14 protein-coding genes and 1 tRNA gene are annotated in these 14,735 nt (G+C 69.5%); 6 read left to right on the forward strand and 9 right to left on the reverse strand.

The window, feature by feature from the left end:
• The first annotated feature begins 19 nt into the window (after positions 1–19).
• The 3 genes from AB0C59_RS26455 to pknB all read left to right on the forward strand — a co-directional run bounded on the left by AB0C59_RS26455 (position 20) and on the right by pknB (position 5,144).
• Positions 20–1,456: an FtsW/RodA/SpoVE family cell cycle protein gene (locus AB0C59_RS26455; protein WP_363008778.1), complete on the forward strand. Its 1,437-nt coding sequence runs from the start codon at positions 20–22 to the stop codon at positions 1,454–1,456.
• Positions 1,453–2,940 carry a penicillin-binding protein 2 gene (locus AB0C59_RS26460; protein WP_363008780.1) on the forward strand — a complete coding sequence of 496 codons (1,488 nt, stop codon included), beginning with the start codon at positions 1,453–1,455 and terminating at the stop codon, positions 2,938–2,940. The genes AB0C59_RS26455 and AB0C59_RS26460 overlap by 4 nt, the downstream gene beginning before the upstream one ends.
• A gap of 170 nt (positions 2,941–3,110) precedes the next feature.
• Positions 3,111–5,144: a Stk1 family PASTA domain-containing Ser/Thr kinase gene (pknB, locus tag AB0C59_RS26465; protein WP_363008782.1), complete on the forward strand. Its 2,034-nt coding sequence runs from the start codon at positions 3,111–3,113 to the stop codon at positions 5,142–5,144.
• Positions 5,145–5,253: 109 nt separating this feature from the next.
• On the opposite strand, the gene AB0C59_RS26470 is transcribed toward pknB, so the two are convergent.
• From AB0C59_RS26470 to AB0C59_RS26495, 6 genes are read right to left on the reverse strand one after another with little or no spacing between them, the layout of a single operon-like run.
• Entirely contained in the window at positions 5,254–6,015 is a 762-nt protein-coding gene (locus tag AB0C59_RS26470) for a class E sortase (protein WP_363008784.1), read from the reverse strand.
• A 35-nt stretch (positions 6,016–6,050) separates the two neighbouring features.
• Positions 6,051–7,397 carry a class E sortase gene (locus AB0C59_RS26475; protein WP_363008786.1) on the reverse strand — a complete coding sequence of 449 codons (1,347 nt, stop codon included), beginning with the start codon at positions 7,395–7,397 and terminating at the stop codon, positions 6,051–6,053.
• Positions 7,394–8,032 (reverse strand): aminodeoxychorismate/anthranilate synthase component II, encoded by a 639-nt coding sequence (locus AB0C59_RS26480; protein ID WP_363008788.1) that lies wholly within the window; start codon positions 8,030–8,032, stop codon positions 7,394–7,396. The genes AB0C59_RS26475 and AB0C59_RS26480 overlap by 4 nt, the downstream gene beginning before the upstream one ends.
• Positions 8,029–8,190: a hypothetical protein gene (locus AB0C59_RS26485; protein ID WP_363008790.1), complete on the reverse strand. Its 162-nt coding sequence runs from the start codon at positions 8,188–8,190 to the stop codon at positions 8,029–8,031. Before AB0C59_RS26485 ends, AB0C59_RS26480 begins: the two co-directional genes overlap by 4 nt.
• Positions 8,191–8,241: 51 nt before the next feature.
• On the reverse strand, positions 8,242–8,949 hold the full coding sequence (locus AB0C59_RS26490; RefSeq protein ID WP_363008792.1) for a class E sortase: 708 nt from the start codon (positions 8,947–8,949) through the stop codon (positions 8,242–8,244).
• 25 nt (positions 8,950–8,974) lie between these two features.
• Positions 8,975–9,778: a DUF881 domain-containing protein gene (locus AB0C59_RS26495; RefSeq protein WP_363008794.1), complete on the reverse strand. Its 804-nt coding sequence runs from the start codon at positions 9,776–9,778 to the stop codon at positions 8,975–8,977.
• Positions 9,779–9,920: 142 nt separating this feature from the next.
• Here AB0C59_RS26495 and crgA point away from each other — a divergent pair, with 142 nt between their 5' ends.
• Positions 9,921–10,175 (forward strand): cell division protein CrgA, encoded by a 255-nt coding sequence (crgA, locus tag AB0C59_RS26500; protein WP_363008796.1) that lies wholly within the window; start codon positions 9,921–9,923, stop codon positions 10,173–10,175.
• 322 nt (positions 10,176–10,497) lie between these two features.
• Here the strand turns inward: crgA and AB0C59_RS26505 are convergent, their stop codons facing one another.
• Both AB0C59_RS26505 and AB0C59_RS26510 read right to left on the reverse strand, forming a co-directional pair.
• On the reverse strand, positions 10,498–11,430 hold the full coding sequence (locus tag AB0C59_RS26505) for a rhomboid family intramembrane serine protease (RefSeq protein WP_363008798.1): 933 nt from the start codon (positions 11,428–11,430) through the stop codon (positions 10,498–10,500).
• A 130-nt stretch (positions 11,431–11,560) separates the two neighbouring features.
• Positions 11,561–12,091 (reverse strand): peptidylprolyl isomerase, encoded by a 531-nt coding sequence (locus AB0C59_RS26510; RefSeq protein ID WP_363008800.1) that lies wholly within the window; start codon positions 12,089–12,091, stop codon positions 11,561–11,563.
• A gap of 400 nt (positions 12,092–12,491) precedes the next feature.
• On the opposite strand from AB0C59_RS26510, the gene AB0C59_RS26515 reads away from it, so the two are divergent.
• A complete protein-coding gene (locus AB0C59_RS26515) occupies positions 12,492–13,238 on the forward strand; it encodes a DUF5324 family protein (protein WP_363008802.1) in 747 nt (248 codons plus the stop codon).
• A gap of 678 nt (positions 13,239–13,916) precedes the next feature.
• On the opposite strand, the gene AB0C59_RS26520 is transcribed toward AB0C59_RS26515, so the two are convergent.
• Positions 13,917–13,989 (reverse strand) — tRNA-Ala (locus tag AB0C59_RS26520).
• Positions 13,990–14,171: 182 nt separating this feature from the next.
• On the opposite strand from AB0C59_RS26520, the gene AB0C59_RS26525 reads away from it, so the two are divergent.
• Positions 14,172–14,720 carry a DNA-binding protein gene (locus AB0C59_RS26525; RefSeq protein ID WP_363008804.1) on the forward strand — a complete coding sequence of 183 codons (549 nt, stop codon included), beginning with the start codon at positions 14,172–14,174 and terminating at the stop codon, positions 14,718–14,720.
• The last annotated feature ends 15 nt before the right edge of the window (positions 14,721–14,735 follow it).

A 14,735-nucleotide genomic window follows, 5' to 3' on the forward strand; every position in this document is an offset into this window, starting at 1 on the left:
TGAGGGGCCCTGTCACACCATGAGCAGCAGTACGAACACGTCGACGCATCACACGTCCACGATCGGCGCGATCGGCGCGCCGAGCCGCCGCAACACCGAGCTTGCCCTGCTGGTGTTCGCCGTCGTCATCCCGGTCTTCGCCTACGCCAACGTGGGCCTCGCCATCAACGGCACGGTGCCGCCCGGCCTGCTGAGCTACGGCCTCGGACTCGGCCTGCTGGCCGGTGTGGCCCACCTGGTCGTACGGAAGTTCGCGCCGTACGCCGACCCGCTGCTGCTGCCGCTGGCCACGCTGCTGAACGGGCTGGGCCTGGTCGTCATCTGGCGCCTGGACCAGTCCAAACTGCTGCAGTCCATCAAGCAGGCCGGTAGCGCCGCGCCCCGCCAGCTGATGTACACCGCCCTGGGCATCGCGCTGTTCGTCGCCGTGCTGGTCTTCCTGAAGGATCACCGGGTCCTGCAGCGCTACACCTACATCTCCATGGTCGGCGCGCTGGTCCTGCTGCTGCTGCCCCTGGTCCCGGGCCTCGGCGCCAACATCTACGGCGCCAAGATCTGGATCCACGTGGGCAGCTTCTCCATCCAGCCCGGTGAGTTCGCCAAGATCGTCCTCGCGATCTTCTTCGCCGGCTACCTGATGGTCAAGCGGGACGCGCTCGCCCTCGCCAGCCGCCGCTTCATGGGCCTCTACCTGCCCCGCGGCCGGGACCTCGGCCCGATCCTCGTCGTCTGGGCGATGTCGATCCTCATCCTGGTCTTCGAGACCGACCTCGGTACGTCGCTGCTGTTCTTCGGAATGTTCGTCATCATGCTGTACGTCGCCACCGAGCGGACCAGCTGGATCGTGTTCGGTCTGCTGATGTCCGGGGCCGGCGCCGTCGGTGTGGCCTCCTTCGAACCGCACGTGCAGCAGCGTGTCCAGGCCTGGCTCGACCCGGTGAAGGAGTACCAGCTGAGCCGGCAGGGCGTCGCCGGCCACTCCGAGCAGGCCATGCAGGCCCTGTGGGCCTTCGGTTCCGGCGGCACGCTGGGCACCGGCCTGGGGCAGGGGCACTCCGACCAGATCCGGTTCGCGGCCAACTCCGACTTCGTGCTGGCGACCTTCGGCGAGGAGATGGGCCTCGCGGGCATCATGGCGCTGCTGCTCATCTACGCCCTGATCGCGGAGCGCGGTGTGCGCACCGCCCTGGCCGCGCGCGACCCGTTCGGCAAGCTGCTCGCCGTCGGCCTGTCCGGGGCCTTCGCGCTCCAGGTCTTCGTGGTCGCCGGCGGTGTGATGGGGCTCATCCCGCTGACCGGTATGACCATGCCGTTCCTCGCGTACGGCGGCTCGTCGGTCATCGCCAACTGGGCGCTGATCGGCATCCTCATCCGGATCAGCGACACCGCGAGACGGCCCGCCCCCACCCCCGCCTCCAACCCCGACGCCGAGATGACCCAGGTGGTCCGCCCGTGAACAAGCCCCTGCGCCGGATCGCGATCTTCTGCGGGCTCCTCGTCCTCGCCCTGCTCGTCCGCGACAACTGGCTCCAGTACGTCAAGGCCGACAGCCTGCGCACCGACCCCAAGAACCGCCGGGTGCAGATCGCCCGCTACGCGGCGCCCCGGGGCGACATCATCGTGGACGGCAAGTCGATCACCGGGTCGGTGAAGACGCCGCCGGACAGCCTCAACGACTTCGCGTACAAGCGCACGTACAAGGACGGCGCCATGTGGGCGCCGGTCACCGGCTACGCGTCGCAGGCGTTCGGCGCCAACCAGCTGGAGAGCATCGAGGACGGCATCCTGACCGGCGACGACGACCGGCTGTTCTTCCGCAACACCCTGGACATGCTGACCGGCAAGGAGCGCCAGGGTGGCAACGTCGTCACCACGCTCAACGGCGCCGCCCAGAAGGCCGCCTACGACGGTCTGAAGAAGGTCGGCGGCAAGGGCGCCGCGGTGGCGCTCGACCCGCAGACCGGGGCCATCCTCGCGCTGGCGTCCTACCCCTCGTACGACCCGTCGACCTTCGCGGGCAACTCCACGACCACCGACTCCAAGGCGTGGTCCAAGCTCCAGAAGGAGAACGACCCGAGCAACCCGATGCTGAACCGGGCGCTGCGCGAGACCTACCCGCCGGGCTCCACGTTCAAGGTGGTCACCGCCTCGGCGGCCCTGGAGAACGGGCTGTACACGAGCGCCGACCAGCCGACGAACTCGCCGGTGCCGTACATCCTCCCGCACACCACGACCCCGCTGAACAACGAGGGCAGCATCGCCTGCAAGAACGTGAACATGCGGGAGGCGCTGCGGGTCTCGTGCAACAGCGTCTTCGGCAAGATCGGCGCGGACCTCGGCAAGGACAAGATGCTGGCCGAGGCGAAGAAGTTCGGCTTCGACTCCGAGCAGTTCGTCCCGGTGCGCGCCGTCGCCTCCAACTTCCCCGAGAAGATGGACCAGCCGTCCACGGCCCTGAGCTCGATCGGGCAGTTCGAGACGGCCGCGACGCCGCTGCAGATGGCGATGGTCGCCTCGGCGGTCGCCAACGACGGCAAGCTGATGAAGCCGTACCTGGTCGACAAGCTGGAGGCGTCGAGCCTCGACACGCTCACCCAGACGCAGCCCGAGGAGCTGAGCCGGCCGCTGTCCGAGAAGAACGCCCAGATCCTCCAGTCGATGATGGAGACGGTCGTCAAGAGCGGTACGGGCACCAACGCGCAGATCCCGAACGCCGTCGTCGGCGGCAAGACGGGCACCGCGCAGCACGGTGAGAACAACAAGGAGAAGCCGTACGCCTGGTTCATCTCCTACGCCAAGCTCCCCGACAACAGTTCGCCGGTCGCGGTCGCCGTGGTGGTCGAGGACGACAAGGCCAACCGGGACGACATCTCCGGTGGCGGGCTCGCCGCCCCCATCGCGAAGGACGTCATGGAGGCGGTCATCAACAGCAAGAAGTGACCCCTGTCACGTCCTCTTCCCATCGGTGCACGTTGCGATACCGGTCATGTATCGGGTGGCGGATGCGACCAGGTCACACTCGGCGATCCGGGTAGCGTATGCCCGGACAGCACACCGCCGGACCACACGCGGGTGTGGTCCGGAACGACGGAGAGGGCTGGTAGGAAGCTATGGAAGAGCCGCGTCGCCTCGGCGGCCGGTACGAGCTGGGCCAGGTGCTCGGCCGTGGTGGCATGGCGGAGGTCTACCTCGCACATGACACCCGGCTCGGCCGCACCGTGGCGGTGAAGACGCTGCGGGCGGACCTCGCACGCGACCCGTCGTTCCAGGCCCGGTTCCGCCGGGAGGCCCAGTCGGCCGCCTCGCTCAACCATCCCGCGATCGTCGCGGTGTACGACACGGGTGAGGACTACATCGACGGGGTCTCCATCCCGTACATCGTGATGGAGTACGTCGACGGGTCCACACTGCGTGAGCTTCTCCACAGCGGCCGCAAGCTGCTGCCGGAGCGGGCCATGGAGATGACCATCGGCATCCTCCAGGGCCTGGAGTACGCACACCGCAGCGGCATCGTCCACCGTGACATCAAGCCGGCCAACGTCATGCTGACGCGCAACGGCCAGGTCAAGGTGATGGACTTCGGCATCGCCCGCGCCATGGGCGACTCCGGGATGACGATGACGCAGACCGCGGCGGTCATCGGCACGGCCCAGTACCTCTCGCCGGAGCAGGCGAAGGGCGAGCAGGTCGACGCCCGGTCGGACCTGTACTCGACGGGTTGCCTGCTGTACGAGCTGCTGACGGTGCGCCCGCCGTTCGTCGGGGACTCCCCGGTCGCGGTCGCCTACCAGCACGTCCGCGAGGAGCCCCAGCCGCCGAGCGTCTTCGACCCCGAGATCACGCCCGAGATGGACGCGATCGTGCTGAGGGCGCTGGTCAAGGACCCGGACTACCGCTACCAGAGCGCGGACGAGATGCGCGCCGACATCGAGGCCTGCCTCGACGGCCAGCCGGTCGCCGCCACCGCGGCGATGGGTTCGGTCGGCTACGGCGGTTACGGCGGCTACCCGGACGACCAGCAGACGACGGCCCTGCGCGCGGACGGCGGTGGCGCCGCCACCACGATGCTGCCGCCGATGAACCAGGACGACGGCGGCTACGGCTACGACGACAGGTCGGCCCGCCGCCGCCCCAAGAAGTCGAACACCTCCACGGTGCTGCTGGTCATCGCCGGTGTGCTGGTGCTGCTCGGCGCGATCCTCATCGGCAAGTGGATGTTCAGCGGCCACGGCGCCGACAACGGCAAGGCCCCGGTGCCCAACCTCGTCGGGACGAGCCTGGGCGACGCGCGGCAGCAGCTGACCAACGCCGAGCTCAAGGTCGGCACGGTCAGCAGGAAGCCCTGCGAGAACCAGCAGAAGGGCAACGTCTGCTCCCAGGACCCCGCCGCCCAGACCGAGGTCGCCAAGAACACCGCGATCGACCTCGTGGTGTCGACGGGTGCGCCGAAGGTGTCGGTCCCGGATGTCGTGGGCCAGAAGGCGGACGACGCCACGCGGAAGCTCGAGGGCGACGACTACCAGTTCAAGGTCGTCACGAAGGCCCAGGAGTCCTCGCAGGAGCCGAACACGGTGCTGGAGACGGACCCGAAGTTCGGCAAGGAGGTCGAGAAGGGCTCCACCATCACCCTCACGGTCTCCAAGGCCGTCGAGCAGTCGACCGTGCCGGACGTGACGGGCCAGTCCTGTGACGCGGCGAAGCAGCAGATGCAGGCCAACGGCCTGACGGGCGCCTGCTCCGACGCGGACACCAGCGACCCGAACCAGGTCGGCAAGGTCCTCCAGACCTCGCCGGCGGCGGGCAGCCAGGTCAAGAAGGGCTCCACGGTCACCATCCAGATCGGCAAGCAGGCCCAGCCCAGCCAGGTGCAGGTGCCGAACATCCAGGGCCAGAAGCTCTCGGACGTCCGCAACCTGCTCCAGCAGGCCGGTCTGCAGGTCGGCAACGTCCAGGGTTCCCAGGACCCGAACGCGATCGTCGTGGGCTCCAACCCGCTTCCGGGCGCGCAGGTCCAGCAGGGCAGCGCGGTGAACCTGCTGACCGCCGGCGGGGGCGGCAACGGGGGAAACGGCGGGAACGGCAACGGCGGGGGCGACAACGGAGGAGTCAACTTCTTCGGCGGGGTGACCGGCCGCAAGCCGTGACCCCCCGCAGGCCCTGACGCCGCAGGCCACGAGCTGAGCCCCGGCCCCCCGTGAGGGGGCCGGGGCTCAGTCGTCGGGCCGCCGCCGGCTCACCGGCGCCTCGGCCGGCTCAGCTCAGCTCCTTCGGCGGGGTCCGCTCGCTGTCCACCTTCTGGACGCGCTCCAGCTCGCCCCACACCACGTAGCGGTACCTCGACGTGTAGACGGGGGTGCACGTGGTGAGCGTGATGTAGTGGCCCGGCTTGCTCACGCCCGCCTCCTTCGGCTGGGCGGTGAGCACCTTCACGTCGTACTTCGACGTCTGCGGCAGGATCGCGAAGACCTTGTAGACGTACCAGTCGTCCTTCGTCTCGAAGACGACCGGGTCGCCCTTGCGCACCTTGTCGATGTTGTGGAACTTCGCCCCGTGGCCGTCGCGGTGCGCGGCCAGCGCGAAGTTGCCGGTCGTGCCCTTCATCGGCAGCACCGACTTCACGGGGTCGGTGTAGTAGCCCGCCACACCGTCGTTGAGCACCTCCGTGGACGTGCCCTTCTCGACCAGCACCTCGCCGTTGTGCATGGACGGCACGTGCAGGAAGCCGATGCCGTCCTTGGTGTCCAGCGCGCCCGGCCCGGTGTTCTTCTCCGCCGCCCAGTGGTCGCGCACCTTGTCGCCTCGCTGGTCGGCCTTGCGGTCCGCTATCACGTTCGTCCACCACAGCGAGTAGACGACGAACAGGCCGAGCACCAGCCCCGCCGTGATGAGCAGTTCCCCGAAGACGCTGACGGCCTGTGCCATGCGGCCGCGGCCGCGACGGGGGGGTCGGGGCGAAGAGCCGGGGCCCGGCGACGGCGCGCCGGTCCACTCTTCCCGGTCGGTGGTCACTCCCACTGCTTCTGCCTGTCTGTTCCAGGTGGTGTGCGCGGTTAAAGAAGCGCGTCCGGCTTGCCCTTGCTGCGCGGCCGCTCCTCGACCATCTTGCCCCAGACGATCAACCGGTACGTACTGGTGAATTCCGGGGTGCAGGTGGTCAGTGTGATGTAACGGCCCGGTTCGGTGAAACCGGACCCTTGGGGAATCGGGTCGAGCACGCTCGTGTTCGCGGGCGAGGTCACCGGAAGGGTGGACGTCATCTTGTAGACGTAGTACTCGTCCTGCGTCTCCACCACGATCGGGTCGCCCGGCTTGAGCAGGTTGATGTAGCGGAACGGCTCGCCGTGGGTGTTCCGGTGGGCCGCGAGCCCGAAGTTGCCCGCCTTGGCGTCCGGCATCGCCGTCTTCAGGCCGCCCTCTCCGTAGTGCCCGACCATGCCCTTGTCGAGCACCTGGGTCTTGCTGGTGCCCTCCGCGATCGGCGCGACCACGTCCAGCTTCGGGATGTGCAGGATGGCGAAGCCCTGCCCCGGCGCGAAGGCGCCCGGCGCCCGCTTGCCGTCCGCCCAGTCCTGCTGGAGGTGCCGCGCGGCGCTGCCGGCCTCCGCGTGCGCCCGCACGTTGGACCACCACAGCTGGTAGGTCACGAACAGCAGCATCACCACGCCGGCGGTGATGAACAGCTCGCCGATCACACGGCTCATCAGGACGCCTGTGCTGGGCTTGCGGGCGCGGGCCGCCCTTCTGGCCTCCACCCGGGACCTGGGCGCCTCCTGGGCCCTGCCGGCGGCGTTCTCGGCCGTCCCCGGTCCGCTCCCACGCCGGCCGCCGTGCTTGCGGGCCGCCCTGCGCCGCTCGGCACGGCCACCGGGAGCCGAGGCGGCGCCGCCGGCGCGGTGCCCGGCTCCCCGCGCCTCCTCGGTGTCGGCGACGCGCAGGGCGACGGTCTCGCTGTCCGCGGGGGCCGGGACGCCGTGGAAGGCGGCGTCGCGGAAGGACGTGTCGTAGGTCGTGTGGTCGTGAGCCGGGCCGCCGTAGGCGGGGCCGTTGTGGGCCGCGCCGCCGTACGGTGCGCTCTCGTGGCCGTCGTGCGCGCCACGGCCGGCGTACGCGTCGGGGTCGCCGTAGCCGTAGCCGTGCCCCTGGCCGTCGTCGTACCGACCGTCGTCGTACGGGACGTGGTCGTACTGGCCGTGGTCGTACGGGACGGCCGCCGGCGTGTCGTACGAGGGCCGGCCCGCCTGCCGGGGCCGGGGCATCTGCCCGGACCAGTCCTGCCCCTGCTGCCCCCGCTGCCACGCGCCCGCGTCCCCGTACGGCTGCTGCCCGTAAGGGGGTCCGGGTTCCGCGGCGCCCCGCTGGGCGGCGCCGCTCTCGCGCTCGGGGCGCAGCGCGGTCACGCCGTGGCCCTGCCCACCACCGGGGCGAGGCCCGTCGATCGGGCGACGGCACCGTGGTCGCCGCATTCCGTGAGCCAGTTCGCCAGCATCCGGTGGCCGTGCTCGGTGAGCACCGACTCGGGGTGGAACTGCACCCCTTCGACGGGAAGTTCGCGGTGCCTGAGGCCCATGACGATCCCGTCGTGCGTGCGCGCCGTCACCTCGAGCTCGGCGGGCACCGTGGCCGGCTCCGCCGCCAGGGAGTGGTAGCGGGTCGCGGTGAAGGGCGAGGGCAGTCCGGCGAAGACGCCCTTGCCCTCGTGTTCGACCAGGGAGGTCTTGCCGTGCAGCAGCTCGGGCGCGCGGTCGACCACACCGCCGTAGGCCACCTGCATCGACTGCATGCCCAGACACACGCCGAACACCGGGACGCCGGTGCCCGCGCAGTGCCGGACCATCTCGATGCAGACACCCGCGTTCTCGGGAGCGCCGGGACCGGGCGACAGCAGCACGCCGTCGAAGCCGTCCTGGGCGTGGGCCGTCGAGACCTCGTCGTTGCGCAGCACCTCGCACTCGGCGCCCAGCTGGTACAGGTACTGGACCAGGTTGAAGACGAAGCTGTCGTAGTTGTCGACGACGAGAATGCGCGCGCTCACTGGTTGTCCACCGTCACATCGTTGAAGGGCAGAAGTGGTTCGGCCCACGGGAAGACGTACTGGAACAGCGCGTAGACCACGGCCAGCACGAGCAGGACGGAAATCAGGGCCCTCGCCCACACGTTGCCCGGCAGATGCCGCCAGATCCAGCCGTACATGCTGACCCTTCCGTCTCACCACGGCACGGACTCCCGCCGTACACCACCAGACTAACGGCGCAGCGCCGCCGGTTTCCCTGCCTCCACAGGCTGTGTGGAATCGAGGTGCCCCCAGACGATCAGCCGGTGACTGTGCCCCCACTCGGGATCGCACGTGGTCAACGTCAGATAGCGGCCTGGGCGCGTATACCCGGACTTACGTGGCACAGCGTCGATTACTTCAACGTCTGTGGGCACGGTTTTGTATGGGCCTTTGTCGATCCGATACGTGTACCAGGTGGTCCCGTCCGTGAGGACGACCGCGTCGCCGGGCCTGAGCTCGGGAAAGTCCTCGAAGGGGTCGCCGTAGGTGCGCCGGTGCCCGGCGACCGCGAAGTTGCCGACCTGGCCGAGCCGCGCGGTGCCCGTGTAGTGGCCGAGCCCCTTCCGCAGGGTCGAGACGGCCGTGTCCTGGAGCACGGGCTTGTTCCACGTGAAACCGAGGCGGGGTATGTACATGACGGCGAACGGCCGGCCGGCGGCGTAGGGCGCCGGTGCCCCGCCGGGACTCGCCGGGACCTGGTTCGTGCCCCGGGCCGGGGCCGGAGCCGTCTGGCGCACCGTTCCCCGCGCCCACTGCCGCTGGAGCTGGTCGACCTGCTCGTTCATGGCGCTGTCGGCCTTCACACCGGTCCAGAACAAGAGGTAGACCACGAAGAGCACGATCAGGGCGCCCACGGTCACGCACAGTTCGCTGACGGTTCGGACGATCAGGCGCACCGGCGGCTCCTGGGCGGGCGGTGGGCTACTCCACGGGCTTCGCGTAGTGCAGATCCACTGTGCCCGAGTAGCCGGGAAGAGTCACCGTCCCGTCGTCGGTGACTTTCCAGCCGAGCCCGTAGACGTTGACGTACACCATGTAGTTCTGGATGGCGGGGGAGGCGGCGAGCGCCTGCTGGAGCTTGTCCGGGTCCCCGACCGCGGTGATCTTGTACGGCGGCGAGTAGACGCGGCCCTGGAGGATCAGCGTGTTGCCCACGCAGCGTACGGCGCTGGTCCCGATCAGCCGCTGGTCCATGACCTTGATCCCCTGGGCGCCGCCCTGCCACAGCGCGTTCACCACGGCCTGGAGGTCCTGCTGGTGGATGACCAGGTAGTCGGGCTGCGGCTCGGGGTAGCCGGGCAGCTTCGCGGTGGCGTTCGGCGGGGCGTCGTCCAGGGTGACGGTGACCGCCCTGCCGGTGAGCTTCTGCGTGCCCGCGTTGTGCTCCAGCGCCGTCAGACGGGCCTCGTCGGCCTTGCTGATGCCGCCGCCGGTGCGCTTGGCCAGGGAGTCGACCTGGTCGCGCAGAGCGGCGTCGGACTCGTCCAGCAGGGCGTTCTTGTGGCTGCGCTCGTGCACGAGGTCGGAGAGCTTCAGCAGGGAGGAGTCCGTGCGGATGTTGGTGCCCTTGGCCGTGTTGAAGCTCGTGATGAAAAGGAGACCTGCCAGGGCGAAGACGCCCGCGGTGAGGATGTGCCCGGGCCTGAACCGCCTGGTACGGGACGCGGGGGACCCGGTTTCGGGGGTGACGGAGCCCTCATCGGGGGAGTCGGCGGTATTGCTCAACGTACCCTTATCTCCTTCGGCGCCGCGGAAGCACTACGCTAACGGACGCCCGGGGGAGTGTTCCGTGTCCCCTTGCACTCCGCCCCCGGAGCCCGACCAGTTCCCTGCGCGGCCACGCAGCGCATCGACAGGAGAGACCCTCGTGCCGAAGTCACGTATCCGCAAGAAGGCCGACTACACGCCGCCGCCGTCCAAGCAGGCGACGGCCATCAAGCTGAACAGCCGCGGCTGGGTCGCGCCCGTGATGCTGGCCATGTTCGTCATCGGGCTCGCCTGGATCGTCACCTTCTACGTGACCGACGGCTCGCTGCCGATCCATGCCCTGCGCAACTGGAACATCGTGGTCGGCTTCGGGTTCATCGCGGCGGGGTTCGGCGTCTCCACCCAGTGGAAGTAGGGCACCGCACCCCTGCGCGGCCGGCTCCGCCCACGGCTCCACGCTGAGTTATCCACAGCCTTGTCCACAGAGGCGTCAACCGGTGGAAAAAGAACGACGATCTGTGGATAACCCGTTGGGCGTTGACGCCGGTATGACGGAATCACCAGCCTCCGCAAACCTGTTCGCCCCCTGTCCCACCTGGGAAAACTCCAGACGGTGACAGGGGGCCCGTTTGTGTTCCCGTGCATGCACATCCCGCCCCGAGGACTGTGGACAACGCTGGGTAAAACCTTGGGCTACGGCCTGTGCGCATCGGCCGATCAGGTGATGGGGGTGCCGGTCAGGTGAGCTGGGACGTTCTGACCACCGTCATGATCACGACGACGGCGAGGACCAGCGCGCACACCCCGTACTGCACCAGGTCCCGGCGCTCCCGCGGGGCGTGGACCATGGCGTAGCCCACCACCACACCGCCGACGAGTCCGCCGATATGGGCCTGCCAGGCGATGTTGCCCCAGCCGAAGGTGAAGATCAGGTTGATCACCAGCAGCGCGATGACGGGGCGCATGTCGTAGCGCAGCCGTCGCATCAGCACGGCGGTGGCCCCGAAGAGCCCGAAGATGGCGCCCGACGCGCCGAGCGAGGGCTGCGCGGGGCCCGCGAGCAGATAGGTGAGCGCGCTGCCGGCCAGCCCCGAGACGAAGTAGAGCGCGAGGTAGCGGGCCCGGCCGAGGGCCGCCTCCAGGGGGCCGCCGATCCACCACAGGCTGAGCATGTTGAACAGGATGTGCACATAGTTGAGGTGCAGGAACATCGCGGTCAGCAGCCGGTACCACTGGCCCTCCGCGACGCCGTCGAGCGGACCGTAGTAGGTCCACTGCACCCGTCCGACCAGGTCGAACCGGTTGGTGAAGTCGTCGCCCACGGAGAGCTGGACCAGGAAGACGGCGAGGTTGATCCCGATGAGGATCTTGGTGATCAGCCGGGGATCGGCGGTCACGGTGCCGCCCGCGATCGTGCGCGGCCGGGAGTCGCCTGCCGCCGAGCGGCCAAGGGCGCCCGCACCACCGGGGCCGCCCGTCCGGGCGCAGTCCGGGCACTGGAAGCCGACCGAGGCGTCGACCATGCACTCCGGGCAGATGGGCCGCTCGCAGCGGGTGCAGCGGATGCCGGTCTCGCGCTCCGGATGCCGGTAGCAGACCGGAAGCTCACGCGAGCCCTGCGGCTCCTGGTTCGGCGGGCCCTGCGGCGGGCTGCCGGGCGCCTGGTCCATGAGGTCCCCTCACTCTCCGTACGACGGGGTGCCCCGCCCTCCCTTGGACGGACGGGCGAGGCGCTTTTGTTCCCTCGTGCGGTGTGCCCCGCGGGGCACGGTCCTCGCGGGGCACGGTCTCCTCGCGGTCTCAGCCCTGGCGGGTCTCGACGACGACCGACTCGATCACGACGTCGTCGACCGGGCGGTCCGTGCGCGTGGTCGGGGTGGCGACGATCTCGTCGACGACCTTCTGGCTGGCCGCGTCGGCGACCTCGCCGAAGATCGTGTGCTTGCGGGTCAGCCAGGCCGTCGGAGCGACCGTGATGAAGAACTGCGAGCCGTTGGTGCCCGGGCCGGCGTTCGCCATGGCCAGCAGGTACGGCTTGGTGAAGGAGAGGTCCGGGTGGAACTCGTCCTCGAACTGGTAGCCCGGGCCGCCGGTGCCGTTGCCCAGCGGGTCACCGCCCTGGATCATGAAGCCGCTGATCACCCGGTGGAAGACCGTGCCGTCATAGAGCTTGTCCGTGGACCTCTCGCCGGTGGCCGGGTTGACCCACTCGCGCTCACCCTTGGCGAGCTCGACGAAGTTGGCGACCGTCTTCGGCGCGTGGTTCGGCAGCAGACGGATCTGGATGTCGCCGTGGTTGGTCTTCAGGGTGGCGTAGAGCTGCTCGGCCACGTTCTGCCTTCCGTTGTCCTTTGTGACCCCCCGATCCTCGCACGGTGGACACCCCACGCGCCGGAGCCCCGGTGCGGCGCCCCGTACGGCGTCGCGGCCGCCCGGGTGTGCTCGTGGCGCACAGAAATCCGGCCGCGTCGTCCCGTCGTGGAAGCATGCCGAGGCGATCCGTGGCATTGTCGTCGACAAGCCCCTGTTGCCCGTATTCAACCGCTTTCCTCGACACCTTCTTCACCCCCCGTCGTCCACCGCCTCCACCCCGCGGACACCGCCCACCGCGAGCCCCGACCGGGACGTGACCCGGATGCCCGTCGTCGCATGCCCGGGGACCCGGCTGGAGGCATGATCCGTAAAAGGCGGGAAAGTCGAATTACCGTACGCCACCGAGGAGGAGGAACCCGTGACCCGCATCGACAGCGTGCGCGCCGCGACCGGTTCGGCGAAGGACAGCGTGCTGCATGCCGCGGAAGTGGTGGCGCCCTACGCCGACACGGCCATGGACAAGGCAGCGCACTACGCACATGAGGCGCGCGTCCGCCTCGCACCCAGGGTGTCGCAGGCCGCCGACGAGGCGCGCGTCCGCCTCGCGCCCAAGATGTCCCAGGCCGCCGAACAGGCCCGCGTCCAGTACGACGCCCACCTCGCTCCGCGTCTGGAGCAGGCCCGGACCCATGTACCGCCCAAGGTGGACCAAGCGGCCCAGGGCGCGGCCGCCTACACCCGCAAGGCCGCCCGTCAGGCGGCCGACTACTCCCGCCCCCGGATCGAGCAGGCGGTCGCCGCGGCCGGTCCGGCGCGCGAGGAGGCGGCGGCCCGCTCCGCGGCGGCGCTGGCCGCACTGCGCGGCCAGGTCTCACCCCGGCAGATCCAGAAGCTGGTGCGCAAGCGGCAGCGCAGGGCCCGGGCGGGCCGCTTCGCCAAGGGCCTGGCGCTGGTGGGCGTCGTGGCCGGCGGGGCCTTCGCCGCCTGGAAGTGGTGGGACAAGCAGGCGAACCCGGACTGGCTGGTCGAGCCCCCCGCCGCGACCGAGGTCCCGCCGGAAGGCCGGCTGGCGTCGGTCGACGGCACCGGACCGAGCGTCCTGGACCCCGAGGTGGAGGCGAAGCAGTCCGAGGAAGGCTCCACGGACGACGACAACCGCCCCTGATCCCCTGAGTCCTCGGCCGCCCGAGAGCGACGCCCCGCGGGGCGGGAGCATGTCTCCCGCCCCGCGGTGATGTTTCACGTGGAACGCGCCATGCGGGGCGTTCGCACCATCCCCTGCGATGACGTTTGCAACGCACTATCTGTGCAAGTTCCGTGGAGACTTCACTTACGGAGCGCAATGATCCATTTACCCGTCTTGTATGCCACACCTCACCCAACTCGGCCTAAAATCGGCGTTATCCCCTTACACGCCCCGCCGCCGGAGCCGGACACCGGCACAGCGCGCCACGAACCGCGGCCACGCCCGGGACGCAGTGCAAACGAATGCAACGACTGCAAATCCCTTGATGCGTCGCGGCGTTCCCGGCAGGCCCGGCCCGACCGTCGGCGCGACCCCGACGGCACCCGCACGCGGAGCTGGCCGAAAAGGCATCGAGGTGGCGCTTTTCCATCCCTGGCCGGATGGGGAGAGCCCTGGAAATGGAATGATCGGGTAAACCCTCGGAGAGGGCAGGAGCACCCCGAACCGGAGTCGCCCCACCCCTGGACCGCGGGAGCGGCGGGAGCGGGGCGCGCCGGGCGCGAGACGGCCCGCGAGCGGCACGCGGCGGCTGCGGCGAGGGCACGAAAAAAGCCCTCCGAACCAGCGTTTCCGCAGTTCAGAGGGCTTATGTTCGAGTGGAGCCTAGGGGAGTCGAACCCCTGACATCTGCCATGCAAAGACAGCGCTCTACCAACTGAGCTAAGGCCCCGAGAGGGATGCGTCCGGCCGACCGGATCAGGTGCCGACGGGCGCTGCGCACAAGAGTACCGGGTCACCCCCCGTATCTCGCAAAAGATTGGGGGGTCCCGGTGGGCGACCACTCTCCGTAAGATGCTCGTCGTGGTTCGCTGGAGCGAACCACGGTATTTGGGGAAGCGCTGGGGAGACGCAATGGACGCCGCACAGCAAGAAGCCACCGCGAGAGCGCGGGAGCTGCAGCGGAACTGGTACGGAGAGCCGCTCGGGGCCCTCTTCCGTAGGCTCATCGAGGACCTCGGGCTCAACCAGGCCCGGCTCGCCGGTGTGCTGGGCCTGTCCGCACCGATGCTGTCACAGCTGATGAGCGGTCAACGGGCCAAGATCGGCAATCCCGCTGTGGTGCAGCGGGTGCAGCTGCTGCAGGACCTCGCCGGACAGGTCGCGGACGGCAGCGTGAGCGCCGCCGAGGCGACGGAGCGGATGGACGAGATCAGGAAGTCGCAAGGGGGCTCCGTGCTCAGCAACACCACGCAGACGACGAGCAGTTCGGGCGTGCCCACGGTCAAGCGGGTGGTCCGCGAGATCCAGTCGCTGCTGCGGTCGGTGGCCGCGGCGGGGGACATCATCGAGGCGGCGGACACCCTCGCCCCGAGCCACCCGGAACTGGCAGAGTTCCTTCGGGTGTACGGCGCCGGCCGGACCTCCGACGCGGTCGCCCACTACCAGTCCCACCAGAACTGAGGCGACACCTGCCAC

Origin of the sequence: Streptomyces sp. NPDC048664 (genome assembly GCF_040650555.1) — a bacterium.
Lineage (GTDB): Bacteria > Actinomycetota > Actinomycetes > Streptomycetales > Streptomycetaceae > Streptomyces.